Here is an 18,193-nt window from a genome sequence, read left to right on the forward strand (position 1 = left end):
ACCTGAACCCGCAGCAGGTGGCCGGATCGCGCAATACCTGCGGGTTCGCGGGGTCAGGCTGCATCTTCCTCGTCATCGTTTTCGATCAGAACAATGGAACCGGCATCGACCAGAACGCGAATGGCGGCCACCACCTGTGTCATGGCATCTTCGGCTTCCGATTGTTTGACGCGCCCACGTTCGGCCATTTCCTCGCGCAGATTGTCGGCCATGCGGGACGAAATGTTTGACAGAATGAATTCAACGGATGCCTTGTCATCATCCGCGGCGGCACCTGCCAGTGCGGTGACAAGAACCGGCTGTTCCACTTCACGCAGGATGGCGGGAACATCGCGGGCCGTGATACGGCTTGGGATATGGGCAAAGGTAAAGATCGACTGGCGTACCAGATCCGCAAATTCGGCGTCGTCCTCGTCCAATGCGTTCAACAAGTCATCGCGTGTCGCGGCCGCCGACTGGTTCAGGATCGCGCCCACGCGTGCGCCCGGACCATTGTCGAAAGCCTGAGCAGGCCGCTGATCCAGTTGCGCGGCCAGCGACCAGCCAATACGTTCAACCGCTTCGGGGGTGACATTTGTTGTTTTCGAGATGGCATAGGTAATGCGCCGCGCAACCGGGCCCGGCATATGGGCCAGCATCTGCGCCGCCTGTGCGGTATCCATCTTTGAAAGCATGACAGCCGCCACCTCGGTGCTTTCCGCCTGAGCCATTTTGGCAAGATCCTCAACGGGTACGTCACGCAGGCGTTGCCATGGGTCGCCGATCTGGCGCACCCCGGCTAGCTTGCGCAGGCGCGCGGCCGTCGATGGTGCGATCTTTCCGTTCACCGCATCCAATGCACCTGCAAGCCCATGTGGAAAAGCCAGCCCGACATTGTCCAGAGCGTCGCTGAATTCCCGGGCCACTGCGCCCAGGGTTACACGATCCACAAGGCCCATTTGCCCAAGTTGATGGGTCAATGTCTCTTGCAGGTCGTCAGGCAGTTCCTCAAGTGGAATATCGGCGCCCTCGTTCAACAGAAGGCGCACGACAACGGCCGCTTTTTGCTGACCGGTCAACGTGCGCGGAACAACTTGCGGCGCGTGTTCATCCCCCGCGGCAAGTGGGGCAGACCCCCCATTTGCCATTTGTATCAAAGCGTTTGTGTCCTGCATCTGCCCGTAGTGCCAAATTTTCCGAACCACGGGCAGATTAACGGGAGTCGGGTTAAATAACCCTGAAGCTCAGTAGCTGTAGGTAAACCCTGTACGGATAGCCTCGCGCAGAGACGTCTCGGCCCAGGTCCCTTCGCCGCCGCGGGCTTTGATCTCACGCCATTGCTCGATTGCCAGATCGGTTTTTCCTTCGGTTACAAAGCCTTGCGCCATGTAGCTGCGCGCCAGAAGATTGTCGGGATTGGCATTGATGGCATTCTGGTAAAAGACGTTCGCCAGCTCCAGCTCGCCCATCTTGCGGTAGGTAAAGCCCCAATAGGTCTGCACACGGTCGTCGTCCTGATCCATGATCCGCAGGATATCCTGCGCGTGCCCGTATTGCCCGTCATAGGCCAGTTCGCGGACGGCGTCGTAAAGCTGATCTTCCGACAGGTTGGTTTTGTTGGGTTTGACGCACCGGCCTCTGGCTTCGTCATAGACCCGACCGAACAAACATTTCTTGGTCGTATTCGTCGGTTTCGGCGGGCTGCTGCTGTCGCCGCCTGCGGCGTGGACCACCGGGGCAAAGGCGAAGGCCTGCAAAGCGAGGGCTGAAGCTAACAAAAGGCGCATATTCTTACTCCGTTCTCGGGGCTGCTCACAAAATCATAGTGCGATCTACAAAAAAGCTAACAGTGGAACGGTTGCTTTTATTCACAAGTCGGACAGAAATTCGTCAGCTGTTGACCGATTTCGTGCAGCTTTGCGTTTCAGTGTCCCAGGTTGTGCCGGGTGCGCAGGATTGCGTCTGTTTGGAATGCCCGCTGCATGCAAGGCCGGCAGATGCCACACAAACAAGTGCAAGTGAGCAAAGAACGGTACGGATCATGGTGCCTCTCCCCAAAAATCATTCGCAGAATAACCGATTTCGGGCAGTCTGGCAAAAAACAAGGCCCGGCCTGCGCATTGCAGACCGGGCCGTGTGAAGGCGGCGTCGAGACGTACCTTATTCGCCAAATACCCGGGCGAAGATCGTATCAACGTGTTTGGTGTGATAGCCGAGGTCGAATTTCTCTTCGATTTCTTCGGGACTGAGCGCGGCCGTTACATCGGCATCCGCCAGCAGTTCCTGTTTGAAATCGGTGCGGTGTTCCCAAACCTTCAGCGCGTTGCGCTGGACCATGGCATAGGCGTCCTCACGGCTGACCCCTGCCTGGGTCAAGGCCAGAAGAACACGCTGGCTCATGACAAGACCGGGGAATTTGTTCATGTTTTCCAGCATGTTTTCGGGGAAGATCAGCATCTTGTCGATCACACCGGTCAGACGGGCCAGCGCAAAATCCAGTGTAATCGTGGCATCCGGTCCGATCATGCGCTCGACCGAGGAATGCGAGATGTCGCGTTCATGCCAGAGCGCGACATTCTCCATTGCCGGGATCACTGCCGCGCGTACCATGCGGGCCAGCCCGGTCAGGTTCTCGGTCAGCACCGGGTTTTTCTTGTGCGGCATGGCCGACGAGCCTTTCTGGCCCATCGAGAAGAATTCTGCGCCTTCCAAAACCTCGGTCCGCTGCATGTGGCGGATTTCGATGGCGATGTTTTCGATGCTGCTGGCGATGACGCCAAGCGTCGCAAAGAAGGCCGCATGGCGATCACGCGGGATCACTTGGGTGCTGATCGGTTCGGGCACAAGGCCCAGTTTGTCACAGACATGTTCCTCGACGGCGGGATCGATATTGGCGAATGTGCCGACGGCGCCGCTGATGGCCCCGGTTGCGATTTCTGCGCGGGCGTCGCGCATACGGGACAGGTTGCGGTCCATCTCGGCATAGAACCGGGCAAAGGTCAGGCCCATTGTCGTAGGCTCTGCGTGGATACCGTGGCTGCGGCCGATGCGAACGGTGTCCTTGTGTTCAAACGCACGGCGCTTGAGCGCTGCCAAAAGCCCTTCGAGATCGGCGATCAGAAGGTCCGCCGCGCGCGTCAGCTGGACGTTGAAGCAGGTGTCCAACACGTCTGAACTGGTCATGCCCTGGTGCACGAACCGGGCCTCTTCACTGCCGACATGTTCGGCGAGATGGGTCAGAAAGGCGATGACGTCATGCTTGGTTACGGCTTCGATCTCGTCGATACGGGCGACGTCGAATTCCACGTCCTTGGCTTTCCAAACGGCTTCTGCATTCTCGCGCGGGATCACGCCCAGATCGGCCATGGCATCGCAGGCATGCGCCTCGATTTCGTACCAGATGCGAAACTTGGTTTCGGGCGACCAAATGGCAACCATGTCAGGGCGGGAATAACGGGGAATCATTGGCGGCAGCACCTTTATGTGATTGGGATGAGGCGTTGGCGCGGGGTTTAGCCGCCTGTGCGCAAGGGAACAAGATGTGAGAGCAGGTATGAGACGGTTTGCCCTGATTTTCGCCCTTTGGCCGGGTGTTTTGACGGCCGGAGACTTCCAGAAACTGTCCGGAGAGGAAATCCTGTCAGCCTTGGCGGGCAAGAAGCTGGAATACGGCGCGGGTGTTTGGCAAGTTTTCGAAGCCAGCATGACCACGCAGTATTTCTCGGGCGGGCCCAGTGTCGGGCGCTGGGCGGTGAGAGGGGATCAATACTGCTCGACATGGCCACCTGCCGATTTGTGGGCCTGCTACGACGTCTGGCGAAATGGGGACGCGATCCGTTTCGTTGATGATGCGGGCGGCCAGACCGTCGGGGTCTATGCGCAATAGATTTCATGTATTTGTCTGAAAAACTGGGGCGTGATGCTTGCAAGAGGCAGATGACACGTGCGGGGAAGGGAAATACCGGAACGCGGTTTTTCTGGGTCTTTGCAACGCAGTGCTGGACAAGTCGCGCTTTCAGCGGTCAAGCTGAGGGTGAAGAAATCATCAGGTTATTGAAATATGCGTTTATTATCATCTCAAATTCTTGCCGCTTGCGCCGCTGTCTGGCTGGGTGGGGCAGGATCAGCATTGGCCGACACACCGGTGACATATACCGAGGATGGTCGCGCCCTGTTTCGGTTCGACGTTCCAGATTTCTGGGTGCTGCGCACTGGCGGCCCGCGTGAGATCGAAGACACCGGGTTGGATGATCCGCGTGCGGTGGCTCGGGTCATGGGGCTGCGTCCCGTAACGGACGACAACGTCTGGATGGGGTTTGTTTCACCTTCAGGGGTTGCGACCATTCAGGATGGGGTCCGCTACTTGCAGGATATCGACAAGTTTCTGGTCAAAGACCCGACCCTTACCAGCACCAGCGACATCCGCATCGGCGGGTTGCCCGCCCGTGTCTTTCGGGGGACAGGGCGCCGCGATGGCAAGGGGGTGAACTTCACGGCCACTGTCATTGACTTGCCGCGCAACCGTGTCGCCATAGCTGTTGCCATCCTGCGGGATGGGGCAGACCCGGATTTCGCCGAAGACTTGAACGCCGTTTTCGCGTCGTTCCGGTCGCTTCTGTGAGGGGGGCAAGATGCGCATTGGACTGATTAAACGGATTTCCCTCGCATTGGGGCTGGGGGCCGCGACTTTGACGTTGTCGGCCTGTGACGGCGTAACGGTCGGCGTCGGATACGGGTATGACCCGTTCTATGACTCGATGCTGTGGAACGACTACTATCGCGATGTCGATGTGAATGTTGATATCAACCGCCCGGACCGCCCAGATCGACCTGATCGGCCCGTGCGTCCCGAGCGCCCGAATCCACCGGTTGCCAAACCTCCTGCGCGGCCGCGACCCCCGGTGGCCCGGCCACCTGCCGCGCGGCCACCGATCCATCGTCCGGCACCACGCCGCAGATAATCAAAAGGCCGCCTGTCCGGCGGCCTTCTCTCAGGTAAGAAGTTCGGTCGTGATATGCGCCGAGCCTTCAAGTGTCCGGTGAACCGGGCATTTGTCTGCGATTTCCAGCAGGCGCTGTTTTTGTTCCTGATCAAGCGGGCCGCTCAGGCGGATTTTGCGGCGGAACTGATCCACTTTGCCTTCATTCGCCAAACCGGCATCCTGAGCATGAACTTTGTCATGGCAGACATCGACGCTGACACTGGTCAGCGGCCATTTTTTGCGGCGCGCATACATCCTTATCGTCATGGACGTGCAGGCGCCGAGGCCGGATGAGACAAATCCATAAGGCGACATGCCCTTATCCGTGCCGCCATAAGAGGCTGGCTCATCTGCAACGGCATGATGGTGCGGGCCTGCCTGAATATCCTGCATGAAGCCATTCGGATCCGCTTCTGTTACGCGAACGACACCTTCCGGCGCACCCGGGGGCGGCGCGGGTGGGCAAAGTTTCAGATAGCGCGAAACCCAAGCCGAGATGACATCCGCGGCATATTCAGCATCAGAGGCCCGTGTGATCAGGTGATCGGCATCGTCGAGGGTGACGAAGCTTTTTGGGTGCTTTGCAGCCAGAAAGATGGTGCTTGCGTTGTCGATACTGACCGTTTCGTCCCGAGGAGCGTGCAGGATCAGCAAAGCGGCCTTGAGATCAGCGATCGAGGCAGACAGGGCCGACCCCGCAATGTCGTCCACAAACGCTTTGCCAATTCGAAACGGGCGCCCGCCCAAGGTGACCTCGGCGCTGCCCTGCTGTTCGATCTGGGGCAGGGCATCCTCGAAATGATGGGACACGTGGCCGGGATCCGCCGGTGCGCCCAAGGTGACCACGGCCTTGACCGTCGGAATTCCGGCACGCGCCCGCAAAACCGCCGCGCCGCCAAGCGAGTGACCGATCAGCAGGGCAGGGGCCATGTTTCGTCCGGCCAGATATTGCGCGGCCGAGATCAGGTCCTCGACATTCGACGTGAAGGTTGTGTTGGCGAATTCTCCTTCGGAATGACCCAGGCCGGTAAAGTCGAACCGAAGCACTGCAATTCCCATGGCCGCCAGGCGGGCCGAAATGCGCCGGGCCGCAGGTATGTCCTTGGAACAGGTGAAGCAATGGGCAAACAGGGCCGTCGCAAGGACCGGACCATCCGGCAAATCCAGCCGCGCGGCCAATTGGCTGCCGTCATGTCCGGCAAAAGTGATGCGTTCCGTGGGCATGTCGGCTCCTTGAACGGTTCGGGGAAACATCCCCAATACTGTGGTCAAGCCCGCCGGGTCACAACCCTTATGTCAAACGCGTCACGGGAAGGTGAGAACCAAGCGAGCACCTTGCAATCCGAAAGATGCCCCGGGCGGTGACAGGCGCGGCCGCTATTTTGGGGGTGGTCGGCGCTTCATCAGTGTTTGTGATAAGATGTAAAACAAACATTCGTTTCACTTATGCTGCAATCAAGCCCATCTACGGCCTACAGCAATTGATAAAGGAGACGCAGATGGCACATGCAGACGTTGCCGCACATCTTCCAAAGATACTACCCAGTACAGTCATGGCGATTGTTCTGGCTGGCCTCGTGGGTTTTGCCGTCGGGCAATCCCGGCCCGCAGTTTTCAGCGGGCCGCAGGCTCAGGTAAGTCCAACTGTCGAAGACTGGCACGGCAACGTGCGCCGGTCTCATTGGTCAGAATGAGGCGCCGGCCTCACTCGAGCCCCATCAACCGGGCATCGAAGGGGTATTTCGTCAGGTTCTCATATCCGTCTTCGGTTATGAGAACCTGATCCTCCAGCTTGATGCTGAAATCGCCACCCACTTCGCCCACGCAGGCTTCGACACACAAGACCATTCCGGGTTCCAGCGGATAATCGTAGGCCCCTTCAACCGCCTTGTCCGGATAAGCAACCAACGGCCATTCATCGCAAAGGCCGACGCCGTGCATCAGGCAGCCATATTTCTGCGCCTGGAACTTCTTGTCCAGCCGGTGGGAATTTGCGGTCAGTTCAGGGATCATCACGCCGGGCTTGAGCATCTCCATATTGGTCATGATGTGTTCATGGGCGTGCTGCATGGCATAGATCATGTCCTCGCGCGGCTTCTGATCGCCGATCCACCAACTGCGGGAAATATCGATGCAAATCCCGTAAGAACCAATCAGGTCAGTGTCGAACGAGATGATCTCGTTCTGCTGGGTGATCCGCGGGCCGCATTCCTGAAACCACGGGTTGGTCCGCTGGCCCGAAGCCAGCAGACGGGTTTCGATCCACTCACCGCCACGCCTGATGTTTTCGGCGTGAAGAACAGCCCAGATATCATCTTCCGAGGTCTTGCCGTCGCCGACATTGGCACGGGCAAACCGTTCCATTTCGGCAACCGCAGTTTCGCAGGCATGGCTGGCGCAGCGCATGGCCAGGATTTCGTCGGGCCCTTTGACGGCGCGGGTCTTCTCGGTCAGCTCTTCGCCTTCCATGATGTCGAACCCCTGCGCCTCGAGCGCGCGCAATCCGTGCAGCATGATCTTGTCGACGGCCAGGCGCATGTTGCCGCCGCCGTGTTCTTCGATCAGTACGCGTACTTCGTTCGAGAACACATCTGCGGCCACGTCAACCTTGTCGCCCCGGTCGAAGTAGAACAGGTCAGCGCCCGAGCGCTGCTCGCGCACAAGCGGGTTGAAGGTGCTGAGGAAGGGGGAGTTCTTGTAATCCCAGATCACCATATAGCCATCCGCACACAGCAGAACCGCCCGAAACGGATTGTGGGTGTTCCACAGCTGCATATTCGTGCTGTCGGTGGCATAGCGGATATTCAGCGGGTCAAAAATCAGCAAGCCGCCATAGCCGCGGTCCACGATGGCCTGTGTCAGCCTCTTCCAGCGGTGTTCCCGCATCCGTGCCAGATTGGGAAGTTCCAGCCCCGCAGCGGCCCACTCGTCAAACGCAAGCTGCGTCGGCCCAATCTCGATCCGGTCATTTTCGTTCGGCGTACCATCGCCCAATGTCGTGCCGCGGCTGGGGTCAATCTTGCGCGTGTCTCGATAGTGCTGGTTCATGGCTGGCCTCATTGCTTGTTCCAATTACAATTCATCCGCCACAACCAATCGTCTGAGAAAAATGCGACGGCGAGGTTGTCGTTTTCGACCGACAAGAAAAGTTGCGCATGCTAAGCCTCCAGCATGACTCGTATTCTGCAAAACAAGATTCCGTATGATGTCGAAAGCCCACGCGCTTTGCCGGGTATTCAACCGGCAACCATGGAAAGCTGGCTAGATCAGGATGAGGCTTTTGCCGACCAAATGCGGCGCCGCGAAGAAATTCTGGCTGAGCGGCGCGACGATGTTCTTGCGCTTGATCCTGGGGCCAAACCTGCCGCGCAAGAGTTGCTGGATCTGGTGTTGACACAGACATATCCCACGGCCGGGGCAGAGGCCGCAAGGCCGGATGGCGTATCCGTCGCGATCGATCGGGATTGTCCGCTTGATACGCTGTGCAGGCTGGTACAAGAGGACTTCTGCATCCTTCAGAAACGGGGAAATGAGCATGTTCTGACGGGTGCCATCCTGTGTTTCCCTGCCAGTTGGCGCCTGTCCGAGAAATTCATGCGACCGTTGATTGATATCCACGTGCCCGTGGAAAGCTATGACGCCAATGTCGCGAAACGGGTGCAGAGGCTATTCGACGGTATTCAACCCGGTCGCCCGCTGTGGCGCTTCAACGCCCTGTGGTACGAAGACCCGGAGCTGTTCCAGCCTCGCAGTGCAAGTGAGCCGCGCAAAATACGGGACCGGCGTCAAGCGTCTTATCTGCGAAGCGAGCGGCAGACGCTATTGCGTTTGCCGAAAACCAACGCGGTCGTGTTTTCCATCCACACATACGTTCTGGCCGCAAACGCGATCCCAAAAACGGAAAACCCCGCCTGATGGCGGGGCCTCCTAGGAGGGTCTTCGATAATTCCTTTACATGCCCAAGGCGCCCGCTACATCGGCCAACGCGTTGCTGGCGTTCAGTGCGACAATGGCAAATGTGAATACAAGCACCTGTGTGTTCAGGCGGAAATCTTCGCCCCGGATCAGATTGACTGCGGCCATCGATACGGCAATTGGCGCTGAAATGCTGGCCAGAACTCCGGTCAAGCACCAACTGCTGAGCCGCAGGATGTCGCTTGGCTTGTCATCATCCGCGATGGAAGCGCCTGCGTCCTTCCGGGTGGGCAGGTCTGCCTCGTCGCTTCGGAACGCGATGCTGAGCAATTGTTCGTCCGTCAGTTGAATTGGACGCGCGGCAGGAGTGTGTAAGGCAGTGATCGTGTCATCCTGTTCAGACTGCTGCATCCCGGCGAACTGTCCGGTCAGTGATTGAAAGATCTGCTTTCGATCCCGGCTTGTTCGGCTTGGTGTCAGGGTGTCAAAGGCGCTCATGAAGTGCTCGACAGTAAGAACCGTGTGTGGCGACAACCATTCAACCCGCCGGGTCGAACAGATATCGACCATGCGATACAGAGTGACTACCAGCATCAGTTCCGAAATCTCGGCGTCGTCCAAAAGTGGCGAGACTGGCGTTATTGTCAGTACCAACCTGTTTTGTGGATGTGACACGCGGGGCTTTGTTATGGTTTTCAACCCCGCAGCGCGATCCATGCGCTCGTATCGGTCCTGCTGTCCGGAGGTGCCTGTATCCAGAGTCATCCGCACAAGATACTGGCTCGAGACGATGCTGGCCTCGGTCGCGCTGAGCAGGGCCTTGCGCTCGACCAGATGACCGTAGTCTTCCAGCGTCGTGGCGACGATCGTTCCAAAGCGCTCTATCGCGCCAGTTGCGTCGCCATCAAATTGCAGGCCGCCATGGTAGCTGTGCTTCCGAGCCACTGCCCTGTCCTTTTTTACATTCTGTCAGCCAAAGGTTAGCACCCCTTCTTGCAGAGAATTTGGCAAAAAATGCAAAAAAGTGAAATTTACCGGCGATTGGTTACGCTTTGGAAACCAAGCAACCAAAGGCTTTTGTTTGTCACTGTGGCGGAAATGTGGCGAAATTGGGCGCAGCGCGTGTTGTCGGTGCGGCGGGGCTAATTGTCGATTCGGGCAGCCATTATTGCGATGGATTGCTGATAGACAGAGGCTGCATTCCACTGCTGCAAGACGCGAAAATTTGGTTCTCCGGGTTGATAGCCGCGTCCCGGTTTCCACCCTTTCTGGCGAAGGAAATTGGCGGTTGAGGCCAATGCATCCGTCATGTTGTAGAAGTCCACGCGCCGGTCGCCCGTAGCATCGACACCATAGGTCAGGGCGTTGCCTGGCAGGAATTGCGTGTGGCCCAGTTCGCCATGTTTTGCCCCTTTTGTCGACATTGTGATACTGCCCATGTCGACCAGTTTCAGTGCCCCAATTGCGTGGGGAATAAAGAACTCTGACCGGCGACAATCATAGGCCAATGTTGTGATTGCGGAAACAACCTGACTGTCGCCCATGAAATTGCCAAAGCCGGTTTCCATGCCGTGAATGGCGATCAAAACGCCCGCAGGAACACCATATTGCCGCTCAAAGGCGGCATAATAGTTCGGGTTGGCGGCTTTGCGTTTGCGCCCCTGTGCGACGATTGTATCAGCGCCTCGGACTCGCAAGAACTTGTCCAGCGAGTATTTGAAGCTTTTTTGATTGCGGTCTGCGGCGATGGTGCGCGTGGCATATTGTGTCTGGGACAGCGCTTGCAGACCTTTCTTTTTCACCCCCGCCTTGCGTGCCTGTTTGGCAAAATCGGCCTTCCATGCCTCAAATCCAGCGCTGGTGTTGCCACAGGGTGCGGCCAGAACCGGGGACGTCAGGGAAAGGGCAAGAATGGTGGCAAGTCGAAACATGGGCGTAATCCGATGGAATTGAAATCTGCGGTTAGCCTAGCGTGGGCTGCGTCTTGGGCAAAGCGGTTAATAAAGGTCCAGCTCGCCCTTTTTTCTGAGCGTTTCGAACCATTCCTCTGGAGTGGCATTGATGCGGGCGTGTTTCACCATCATCGCATTCATATTTGGCAGATGGGTCGAATCCGGCCAGTCTTTGGGTTGCCACAGATGTGCGCGGATTACACATTTGGGACAGTGTGCAAATGCTGTCGCGACATGGATGAGCAGCGCCAGTTTGGGCGGGTGCCCGTCAATGGCCATGGTTTCAAGCAAACGGGTGTCAGCACAGATACGGGCTGTGCCGCGAATGCGGAGCGTTTCCATCTTGCCCGGAACAAAGAACAGGACGCTGACGCGCGGATCCTTGAGAACATTGTGAAACGTATCCACGCGTTTGTTTCCCGGCCGATCCGGGATCGCGATCAGGGTATCGGACAGCACCTGAACAAAGCCGGGCGGGTCGCCACGGGGTGACACATCAAGATGCCCATCCGTGTTGGCCGAAGCGATCAGGCAAAATGGCGAGGTCGCTATGAAATCGCGACACATCTGATCGAGAGAGGACACCTCCTTGGCGGTGATCTGCGGCAGCGGATGGCCAGAGATCCTCCTCAGCTCCTGTTCGGATGTCACAAGGTTTGAGAATTTCGAGAAAGGTGAGGTATCGCAAGGCATACTGTCGTCTCCGGTCGGGAGTGTTCTCACCAGTTTGTTGGATCAACGGCGGCGCGTCAAACCGTGTGGGCAGACATGACGAGGGCGCCCGAAGGGGCGCCCTGCGAAATCGTTTCCGTACTCAGCTTAGCAGCTGTAGTACATGCCGTACTCCACCGGGTGCGGCGTGTGCTCGTAGGTTTCCACCTCTTCCATCTTGAGCGCGATGTAGCCGTCAATCTGGTCTTTGGTGAACACATCGCCCTGAAGCAGGAAGTCGTGATCGGATGCCAGAGCTTCCAGAGCCTCACGCAGGCTGCCGCAGACGGTCGGGATGTCGGCCAGTTCCTCGGCGGGCAAGTCGTACAGGTTCTTGTCCATCGCCTCGCCGGGGTTGATCTTGTTCTTGATGCCATCAAGACCAGCCATGAGCAGGGCGGCAAACGCCAGATAGGGGTTGGCGGCCGGATCGGGGAAGCGCGCCTCGACACGTTTGGCTTTGGGGCTTTCAGTCCATGGGATACGCACACAACCCGAACGGTTACGTGCCGAATAGGCCCGCAGAACGGGGGCTTCGAAACCTGGGATCAGACGCTTGTAGCTGTTGGTTGCCGGGTTGGTGAAGGCGTTCAGGGTCTTGGCGTGTTTCAGAATGCCGCCGATGAAGTACAGCGCCTCGTCCGACAGGTCGGCATACTTGTCGCCGGCGAACAGGGGCTTGCCATCTTTCCAGATCGACATGTTCACATGCATGCCGGTGCCGTTGTCACCCGCGATCGGCTTGGGCATGAAAGTGGCCGACTTGCCGTAGGCGTGTGCCACGTTGTGGATGACGTACTTGTATTTTTGCAGCTCGTCGGCCTGCTTGGTCAGGCTGTCGAAGATCAGGCCCAGCTCGTGCTGACAGGATGCAACCTCGTGGTGGTGCTTGTCGACCTTCATGCCCAGACGTTTCATGGTCGACAGCATTTCCGAGCGCAGGTCCTGGGCTTCGTCGATGGGGTTGACCGGGAAGTAGCCGCCCTTGACGCCCGGGCGATGGCCCATGTTGCCCATCTCATATTCGGTGTCGGTGTTCCACGACGCATCCGTTGCATCAACTTCGAAGGATACCTTGTTGATGCTGTTGGAAAAACGAACGTCATCGAACAGGAAGAATTCAGCTTCGGGACCCATATAGGCAACGTCACCGATACCGCTGGACTTCAGGTAGGCTTCGGCTTTCTGCGCGGTTCCGCGCGGGTCGCGGCCATAGGCTTCACCGGTGTCGGGCTCAACGATCGAGCAGTGCAGACACAGTGTCTTTTCCGCATAAAACGGGTCGATGTAAGCCGAGGTCGTGTCGGCGATCAGTTTCATGTCCGAGTTTTCGATCGACTTCCAGCCCGCAATGGACGAGCCGTCAAACATGAAGCCTTCTTCCAGGAAGTCTTCGTCGACCAGATCGACGTCCACCGTGACGTGTTGCAGCTTGCCGCGCACGTCGGTGAAGCGGATGTCGACATAGGCGACGTCTTCTTCGCGGATTGTATTGAGAACTGCGTCTACGCTCATTCCCTTTGTCCTTTTGATAGATGTGTCAGTAATCGTGTGAGTTAGAGCGCTTCCGAGCCGGTCTCACCGGTCCGGATGCGAATGGCCTGGTCGACGGGCGAGACGAAAATCTTGCCGTCTCCGATCTTGTCGGTTTTGGCGGCCGACACGATGGCTTCGATCGCGGCGTCGACCTGGTCGTCGTCCAATACGACCTCGACTTTAACTTTGGGCAGAAAATCGACGACATACTCGGCGCCGCGATACAGTTCGGTATGGCCTTTCTGGCGACCGAAGCCTTTGACCTCGATGACGCTGAGGCCCTGGACGCCCACATCCTGCAAGGCCTCTTTTACTTCGTCCAGTTTGAACGGCTTGATGATCGCTTCGATCTTTTTCATCCCGGTTCACCTTGAATGGTTGTCTCAGGGGCAGTGATCACGTCTAAGATCGGGCGGCAATGTGATTGCGATATCGTGCAGGTCGGGATGCTTGGAAAAACGGTCGGGTGCTAATTTTTGAGCGACTTGCACAAAAAGTAATCAAAACTGAATCAGGCGCGGGGTGAAAGGATGGAATTGCTGACAGCGGCACAGATGCGGGCCATTGAGCAGGCCGCCATCAAGTCTGGTGACGTGACCGGTCTGGAACTGATGGAGCGGGCCGGCCAGGGTGTTGTTGACGCGATTTTCGAAGAATGGCCCATGTTGGACAGGCGAGGGGCCAGCCCCTCGCGCTCCCCGGGATATTTAGGGCCAGATGAAGAGGATCCGCTGCGCGCAGTGGTGCTGTGCGGACCGGGCAACAATGGGGGTGACGGGTTTGTCGTGGCGCGGCTTTTGCAGAAGCAGGGGTGGGCGGTTGAGGTGTTCCTGTATGGAGACCCGGAAAAGCTGCCTCCGGATGCGCGGGTGAATTATGAGAGATGGGGGGCAAAGAACGAGGTTCGCGTCTTCGCTGTCGACTCCGCCCCGTTGGCGGACGATTTTCTTGGGTTTCCAAAGAGCATTGATCTGGTTGTCGACGGGGCTTTTGGCACGGGTCTCACCCGGCCATTTTCAGGGGCGTTTTCCATGTTGGCCAATGCGCCGGTCAGAGACCTGCTGCGAGATCTAGGCGTAAAGGTCGTTTCAATTGACGCGCCGAGCGGCTTGTGCGCCGACAGTGGTCGCATTCTTGGTCAGGCGATAGTTGCAGACATGACGGTGACGTTTCACAGTAAAAAGCTTGGGCATGTTCTGGGCGATGGTCCGGTGACCTGCGGGACGGTCCGAACCAAGTCGATCGGGCTTGAACCACTGGAAGACGGTCAGATCGTTCACACGACCGAGGCTGACGGGGTGAAGCTTTCGAAAGTTTCGGTTGGCCACAAATACTCACACGGTCATGCTTTGATCCTGTCCGGGGGGGCGGGCAAAACAGGGGCCGCGCGTTTGGCGGCGCGGGGGGCTTTGCGGGTTGGAGCGGGGTTGGTGACGCTGGGTGTGCCGCCGTCTGCGCAGATGGAGGTTGCCAGCCAGATCACGGCCCTCATGTTGCAGCGGGTTGATGGGGCTGATGGATTGTCTGAAATACTTGAGGATACGCGCCTGAATGCGCTCTGCCTGGGGCCTGCGCTGGGATTCGAGCGGGCGCGGGCACTGGTGCCGATGGCCTTGGCTGCGCGGCGGGCGACCGTGTTGGATGCGGATGCTTTGTCAGCTTTTGCCGAGGATCCCGGCGCCCTGATCGCGCGATTGCACGACAAATGCGTACTGACACCGCATGGCGGGGAATTTGCACGGGTATTCCCGGACATTGCCGCGCAGATGAACGCGCAACCGGCCAAAGGCCCGGCGTTTTCCAAGGTGGACGCAACGCGTGCTGCTGCAAAACGGGCTGGGTGCGTAGTTCTGTTCAAGGGCCCGGACACGGTGATCGCTGTGCCGGATGGCCGGTGCGTGGTCAACTTGGCCGTATACGAAAGAGCGGCCCCATGGTTGGCGACGGCCGGGTCCGGTGATGTGCTGGCAGGGTTCATCGCAGGTTTGTTGGCGCGAGGTTTGCCACCAATGCGGTCGGCGGAAACTGCGGCGTGGCTGCATGTGGAATGTGCGCGCCAGTTCGGGCCGGGTTTGATCGCGGAAGATTTGCCGGAACAGGTGCCGGAGGTTTTCAGAAAGTTGAATATTTGAGTTTGTTGGGCGTGGAACGGCTCAATTCACGGCGAGTCGGCGGAAATCCGCCGTCAAGGTTCACATCAATGCAGACCGAATGTTTGCCAGATGCATAGCTGGACGTCACAATTTATTTGCACACTGTGCTTTGGATCTTCGAATGGATTTGTAACCGTATGAAATAAAATGAAAAATAACCAATTTTTCGATATGCCATGTTGCGAATTTGCAATGCTTGCGAGGGAGTGAATGCGGGCCACTGGAACGCTCGCATTTCGTAAGCAATTGGACAGTACCTGAAACCCGAACCTTTCATGGTGAGTGAAATGACCCTTAACATCAAACCGATATCAATAGCCGCTGTTCTGACTGCGACGACCGCCATCCCGGCTGTGGCGGAAATGAAGTACGAAAACAATAGTGGCGGATATGTACTGTTGTATGGACAGCTGCACCCCGCCTTGATCTCGGTGGATGACGGACAGGATACCGAGACCCGTGTTCTCGACAACGATCTGTCAAACAGCCGTGTTGGCCTGCGTCTTGTGCAGCCATATGGAAGCAACGAATTCCAGTTTTGGTTCGAAACAGGCCTTGGCCTGCCGGGTTCGGCGTCTGCCGATCAATTCGGAACCAACGCAGATGGATGGAATCGCGAAGACATTCGCCATGTGGACTTCTCGTTGAAAGGTGGCTACGGCAAGTTTTCGGCAGGTCAGGGCAGCATGGTCGCCGATGGCGCCGCAGAGGTTGATCTGTCATATGTCGGAACCGCGCTGTATTCGTTTACCAACGATGAAAATGCAGGGTTCTTCTATCGCGACACGACCGGAATGCTGAGCGGTATTACGGTGGGTGACAGTTCCAGCAACTTTGACGGCGCGCGGCGTGGTCGTGTGCGGTATGATACGCCGTCGTTCAATGGGTTCTCCGCCGGATTCGCTTACGGTCAGAACATTTTGTCCAGCAGCGACGACGACGACTATTATGACGTCGGTCTGTTTTACGAAAACACTTTTGCCGGTGGTGTGGAGTTCGCTGCAGCCGTTGCCTATTCGGTAAGAGACCGGGATAACAATTCGGGGGATCGCAAAGATACGATCGGTTCTGCTTCTGTCCTGCTTCCCAGTGGCCTGGGCTTTACGATTGCGGGCGGTACGCGCGACGATGATCAGGCCGGTGCCACGGATCCGAACTATTGGTACGGTAAGATCTCGTACGAAGGCAACTGGGTGTCCTGGGGCAAGACTGGCGTCGGTATCGACTATTATGATGGCTCGGATTTCCAGAGCAACGGTTCTGACACCAAAGCCTGGGGTATCGCGGTCGTGCAGAAAGTCGAACCGATCAACACGGATGTCTATCTGAAATACCGCAACCACGATTTCGATGACGGCACATCCTTTGACAACAACGAGGCATGGGTTCTGGGCGCACGCTGGAAGTTCTGATTGCCCGGCTGGAACAAGCGCGAACGCCCCGGTTTCCGGGGCGTTCTTTTTTTCGGTTTTGGCGATCAAATACCACTGGATTCAGCCTTTGCCCCTTGCACGTGGGCGGCTGGGCAAATAGAAGGCTTCAAATTTGCCCGGCGCGCCCTTTTTGCGCGCCCCGAATCCTATGGGGACTACCATAATGCAGGTTACCGAGACGCTGAACGAAGGTCTGAAACGTGGCTACAACATCGTTGTGTCAGCAGCCGAGCTGGACGAGAAGGTCAATGAAAAACTGACCGAGGCGCAGCCGGAAATCGAAATGAAAGGTTTCCGCAAAGGCAAGGTGCCAATGGCGCTGCTGAAAAAGCAGTTTGGCCAGCGCCTGTTGGGCGAGGCGATGCAGGAAACTATCGACGGCGCCATGAACAAGCATTTCGAAGACAGCGGTGATCGCCCCGCGCTTCAGCCCGAGGTCAAGATGACCAATGAGGACTGGAAAGAAGGCGATGACGTGGAAGTCGCCATGTCCTACGAGGCGCTACCAGCGATCCCGGAAGTTGACCTGAAATCGGTCGAGTTGGAAAAGCTGATCGTCAAGGCCGATGACGCCGCCGTCGAAGAGGCGCTAAACAATTTGGCGGAAACCGCTCAGGACTTCAAAGCGCGCCGCAAGGGGTCAAAAGCCAAGGACGGCGACCAGATCGTGTTCGATTTCGTTGGCAAGGTTGACGGCGAAGAATTTGAAGGTGGTTCGGCAGAGGATTACCCGCTGGTTCTGGGCTCGAACAGCTTCATCCCCGGCTTCGAAGATCAACTGATTGGCGTGAAAGCCGAAGAAGTAAAGGACGTCAACGTTACGTTCCCTGAAGAGTACGGCGCTGAGCATCTGGCCGGAAAAGACGCCGTGTTCACCTGCACAATCAAGGAAGTCAAAGAACCGGTTGCTGCGGAAGTGAACGACGAACTGGCCAAAAAATTCGGCGCCGAAGATCTTGAAGCCCTGAAAAGCCAGATCGCAGAGCGCCTGGAAGCTGAATATGCAGGTGCATCTCGCGCCGTGACCAAGCGCGCTTTGCTGGATGCGCTGGACGAGAAGGTGTCGTTCGATCTGCCGCCGTCGCTGGTTGAAGCCGAGGCCAAGCAGATTGCGCATCAACTGTGGCACGAAGAAAACCCAGAAGTCGAAGGCCACGATCATGACCCGATCGAGCCCACGGACGAGCACACCAAGCTGGCCGAGCGCCGCGTGCGCCTGGGCCTGTTGCTGGCTGAACTGGGCCAGAAGGCCGAGGTTGAAGTCACCGACGCTGAGATGACACAGGCAATCATGAACCAGGCACGTCAGTACCCGGGTCAGGAACGTCAGTTCTTTGAGTTCGTTCAGCAGAACGCACAGATGCAACAACAGCTGCGTGCGCCGATCTTTGAAGACAAGGTTGTGGACTACGTTTTGGAGCTGGCTCAGGTCACTGACAAGGAAGTCAGCAAAGACGACCTTAAGAAAGCCGTTGAGGCACTGGAAGAGGAGTAATCCTCTTCCTTCCCTTCATCGGAAGAAGGGACAAAAA

The 18,193-nt window shown here is 57.5% G+C and carries 18 protein-coding genes; 8 read left to right on the plus strand and 10 right to left on the minus strand.

What is annotated here, in order from left to right:
• Nucleotides 1-53: 53 nt before the first annotated feature.
• The 3 genes from I9184_RS03010 to purB all read right to left on the minus strand — a co-directional run bounded on the left by I9184_RS03010 (nucleotide 54) and on the right by purB (nucleotide 3,444).
• Nucleotides 54-1,127 carry a FliG C-terminal domain-containing protein gene (locus I9184_RS03010; protein ID WP_245218018.1) on the minus strand — a complete coding sequence of 358 codons (1,074 nt, stop codon included), beginning with the start codon at nucleotides 1,125-1,127 and terminating at the stop codon, nucleotides 54-56.
• A gap of 96 nt (nucleotides 1,128-1,223) precedes the next feature.
• A complete protein-coding gene (locus tag I9184_RS03015) occupies nucleotides 1,224-1,766 on the minus strand; it encodes a tetratricopeptide repeat protein (protein WP_209832725.1) in 543 nt (180 codons plus the stop codon).
• Nucleotides 1,767-2,139: 373 nt separating this feature from the next.
• Nucleotides 2,140-3,444: an adenylosuccinate lyase gene (gene purB / locus I9184_RS03020; RefSeq protein ID WP_171228076.1), complete on the minus strand. Its 1,305-nt coding sequence runs from the start codon at nucleotides 3,442-3,444 to the stop codon at nucleotides 2,140-2,142.
• A gap of 88 nt (nucleotides 3,445-3,532) precedes the next feature.
• Between purB and I9184_RS03025 the strand changes: the two genes are divergently transcribed.
• The 3 genes from I9184_RS03025 to I9184_RS03035 all read left to right on the plus strand — a co-directional run bounded on the left by I9184_RS03025 (nucleotide 3,533) and on the right by I9184_RS03035 (nucleotide 4,940).
• Complete coding sequence (locus I9184_RS03025; protein ID WP_209832727.1) at nucleotides 3,533-3,865, plus strand: hypothetical protein; 333 nt, start codon at nucleotides 3,533-3,535, stop codon at nucleotides 3,863-3,865.
• Between the two features lie 174 nt (nucleotides 3,866-4,039).
• The gene (locus I9184_RS03030) at nucleotides 4,040-4,600 is read left to right on the plus strand and encodes a hypothetical protein (RefSeq protein ID WP_209832729.1); all 561 of its coding nucleotides are present in this window, start codon (nucleotides 4,040-4,042) and stop codon (nucleotides 4,598-4,600) included.
• A 10-nt stretch (nucleotides 4,601-4,610) separates the two neighbouring features.
• Nucleotides 4,611-4,940 carry a hypothetical protein gene (locus tag I9184_RS03035; RefSeq protein WP_209832731.1) on the plus strand — a complete coding sequence of 110 codons (330 nt, stop codon included), beginning with the start codon at nucleotides 4,611-4,613 and terminating at the stop codon, nucleotides 4,938-4,940.
• A gap of 30 nt (nucleotides 4,941-4,970) precedes the next feature.
• Here I9184_RS03035 and I9184_RS03040 read toward each other — a convergent pair whose 3' ends face one another.
• Nucleotides 4,971-6,185, minus strand: a complete 1,215-nt coding sequence (locus tag I9184_RS03040) for a bifunctional alpha/beta hydrolase/OsmC family protein (RefSeq protein WP_209832733.1) — start codon at nucleotides 6,183-6,185, stop codon at nucleotides 4,971-4,973.
• A gap of 275 nt (nucleotides 6,186-6,460) precedes the next feature.
• On the opposite strand from I9184_RS03040, the gene I9184_RS03045 reads away from it, so the two are divergent.
• Nucleotides 6,461-6,655: a hypothetical protein gene (locus tag I9184_RS03045; RefSeq protein WP_171631450.1), complete on the plus strand. Its 195-nt coding sequence runs from the start codon at nucleotides 6,461-6,463 to the stop codon at nucleotides 6,653-6,655.
• Nucleotides 6,656-6,665: 10 nt separating this feature from the next.
• Here the strand turns inward: I9184_RS03045 and dddP are convergent, their stop codons facing one another.
• Nucleotides 6,666-8,009, minus strand: a complete 1,344-nt coding sequence (dddP, locus tag I9184_RS03050; protein ID WP_171723038.1) for a dimethylsulfonioproprionate lyase DddP — start codon at nucleotides 8,007-8,009, stop codon at nucleotides 6,666-6,668.
• 123 nt (nucleotides 8,010-8,132) lie between these two features.
• Here dddP and I9184_RS03055 point away from each other — a divergent pair, with 123 nt between their 5' ends.
• Nucleotides 8,133-8,876 (plus strand): DUF3445 domain-containing protein, encoded by a 744-nt coding sequence (locus tag I9184_RS03055; RefSeq protein ID WP_209832735.1) that lies wholly within the window; start codon nucleotides 8,133-8,135, stop codon nucleotides 8,874-8,876.
• Between the two features lie 36 nt (nucleotides 8,877-8,912).
• Here I9184_RS03055 and I9184_RS03060 read toward each other — a convergent pair whose 3' ends face one another.
• The 5 genes from I9184_RS03060 to I9184_RS03080 form a co-directional block, all read right to left on the minus strand.
• A complete protein-coding gene (locus tag I9184_RS03060; RefSeq protein WP_209832737.1) occupies nucleotides 8,913-9,821 on the minus strand; it encodes a hypothetical protein in 909 nt (302 codons plus the stop codon).
• 197 nt (nucleotides 9,822-10,018) lie between these two features.
• Nucleotides 10,019-10,807, minus strand: a complete 789-nt coding sequence (locus I9184_RS03065) for a lytic murein transglycosylase (protein ID WP_209832739.1) — start codon at nucleotides 10,805-10,807, stop codon at nucleotides 10,019-10,021.
• Nucleotides 10,808-10,873: 66 nt separating this feature from the next.
• Nucleotides 10,874-11,521, minus strand: coding sequence for an MSMEG_1061 family FMN-dependent PPOX-type flavoprotein (locus I9184_RS03070; protein ID WP_209832741.1), 648 nt, complete (start codon nucleotides 11,519-11,521; stop codon nucleotides 10,874-10,876).
• Between the two features lie 126 nt (nucleotides 11,522-11,647).
• The gene (gene glnA, locus I9184_RS03075) at nucleotides 11,648-13,054 is read right to left on the minus strand and encodes a type I glutamate--ammonia ligase (RefSeq protein ID WP_171631589.1); all 1,407 of its coding nucleotides are present in this window, start codon (nucleotides 13,052-13,054) and stop codon (nucleotides 11,648-11,650) included.
• Nucleotides 13,055-13,095: 41 nt separating this feature from the next.
• On the minus strand, nucleotides 13,096-13,434 hold the full coding sequence (locus I9184_RS03080) for a P-II family nitrogen regulator (RefSeq protein ID WP_152458342.1): 339 nt from the start codon (nucleotides 13,432-13,434) through the stop codon (nucleotides 13,096-13,098).
• A gap of 171 nt (nucleotides 13,435-13,605) precedes the next feature.
• Between I9184_RS03080 and I9184_RS03085 the strand changes: the two genes are divergently transcribed.
• The 3 genes from I9184_RS03085 to tig all read left to right on the plus strand — a co-directional run bounded on the left by I9184_RS03085 (nucleotide 13,606) and on the right by tig (nucleotide 18,156).
• Entirely contained in the window at nucleotides 13,606-15,207 is a 1,602-nt protein-coding gene (locus I9184_RS03085) for an NAD(P)H-hydrate dehydratase (RefSeq protein WP_209832743.1), read from the plus strand.
• Between the two features lie 308 nt (nucleotides 15,208-15,515).
• Complete coding sequence (locus I9184_RS03090) at nucleotides 15,516-16,640, plus strand: porin (protein WP_171631603.1); 1,125 nt, start codon at nucleotides 15,516-15,518, stop codon at nucleotides 16,638-16,640.
• Between the two features lie 184 nt (nucleotides 16,641-16,824).
• Complete coding sequence (gene tig / locus I9184_RS03095) at nucleotides 16,825-18,156, plus strand: trigger factor (protein ID WP_209832745.1); 1,332 nt, start codon at nucleotides 16,825-16,827, stop codon at nucleotides 18,154-18,156.
• The last annotated feature ends 37 nt before the right edge of the window (nucleotides 18,157-18,193 follow it).

It is taken from the genome of Ruegeria sp. HKCCE3926 (genome assembly GCF_017872515.1).
In the GTDB taxonomy this organism is placed as follows: Bacteria; Pseudomonadota; Alphaproteobacteria; order Rhodobacterales; family Rhodobacteraceae; genus Ruegeria.

Excerpts from the sequence above, each read along its gene's own strand:
- I9184_RS03055 (WP_209832735.1), top strand. The coding sequence starts at position 8,133 with ATGACTCGTATTCTGCAAAACAAGATTCCGTATGATGTCGAAAGCCCA.
- I9184_RS03010 (WP_245218018.1), bottom strand. The coding sequence starts at position 1,127 with ATGGCAAATGGGGGGTCTGCCCCACTTGCCGCGGGGGATGAACACGCG.
- I9184_RS03040 (WP_209832733.1), bottom strand. The coding sequence starts at position 6,185 with ATGCCCACGGAACGCATCACTTTTGCCGGACATGACGGCAGCCAATTG.
- glnA (WP_171631589.1), bottom strand. The coding sequence starts at position 13,054 with ATGAGCGTAGACGCAGTTCTCAATACAATCCGCGAAGAAGACGTCGCC.
- I9184_RS03080 (WP_152458342.1), bottom strand. The coding sequence starts at position 13,434 with ATGAAAAAGATCGAAGCGATCATCAAGCCGTTCAAACTGGACGAAGTA.
- I9184_RS03065 (WP_209832739.1), bottom strand. The coding sequence starts at position 10,807 with ATGTTTCGACTTGCCACCATTCTTGCCCTTTCCCTGACGTCCCCGGTT.
- I9184_RS03035 (WP_209832731.1), top strand. The coding sequence starts at position 4,611 with ATGCGCATTGGACTGATTAAACGGATTTCCCTCGCATTGGGGCTGGGG.
- purB (WP_171228076.1), bottom strand. The coding sequence starts at position 3,444 with ATGATTCCCCGTTATTCCCGCCCTGACATGGTTGCCATTTGGTCGCCC.
- I9184_RS03030 (WP_209832729.1), top strand. The coding sequence starts at position 4,040 with ATGCGTTTATTATCATCTCAAATTCTTGCCGCTTGCGCCGCTGTCTGG.
- I9184_RS03090 (WP_171631603.1), top strand. The coding sequence starts at position 15,516 with ATGACCCTTAACATCAAACCGATATCAATAGCCGCTGTTCTGACTGCG.
- I9184_RS03045 (WP_171631450.1), top strand. The coding sequence starts at position 6,461 with ATGGCACATGCAGACGTTGCCGCACATCTTCCAAAGATACTACCCAGT.
- I9184_RS03085 (WP_209832743.1), top strand. The coding sequence starts at position 13,606 with ATGGAATTGCTGACAGCGGCACAGATGCGGGCCATTGAGCAGGCCGCC.
- I9184_RS03015 (WP_209832725.1), bottom strand. The coding sequence starts at position 1,766 with ATGCGCCTTTTGTTAGCTTCAGCCCTCGCTTTGCAGGCCTTCGCCTTT.
- dddP (WP_171723038.1), bottom strand. The coding sequence starts at position 8,009 with ATGAACCAGCACTATCGAGACACGCGCAAGATTGACCCCAGCCGCGGC.
- I9184_RS03025 (WP_209832727.1), top strand. The coding sequence starts at position 3,533 with ATGAGACGGTTTGCCCTGATTTTCGCCCTTTGGCCGGGTGTTTTGACG.
- tig (WP_209832745.1), top strand. The coding sequence starts at position 16,825 with ATGCAGGTTACCGAGACGCTGAACGAAGGTCTGAAACGTGGCTACAAC.
- I9184_RS03070 (WP_209832741.1), bottom strand. The coding sequence starts at position 11,521 with ATGCCTTGCGATACCTCACCTTTCTCGAAATTCTCAAACCTTGTGACA.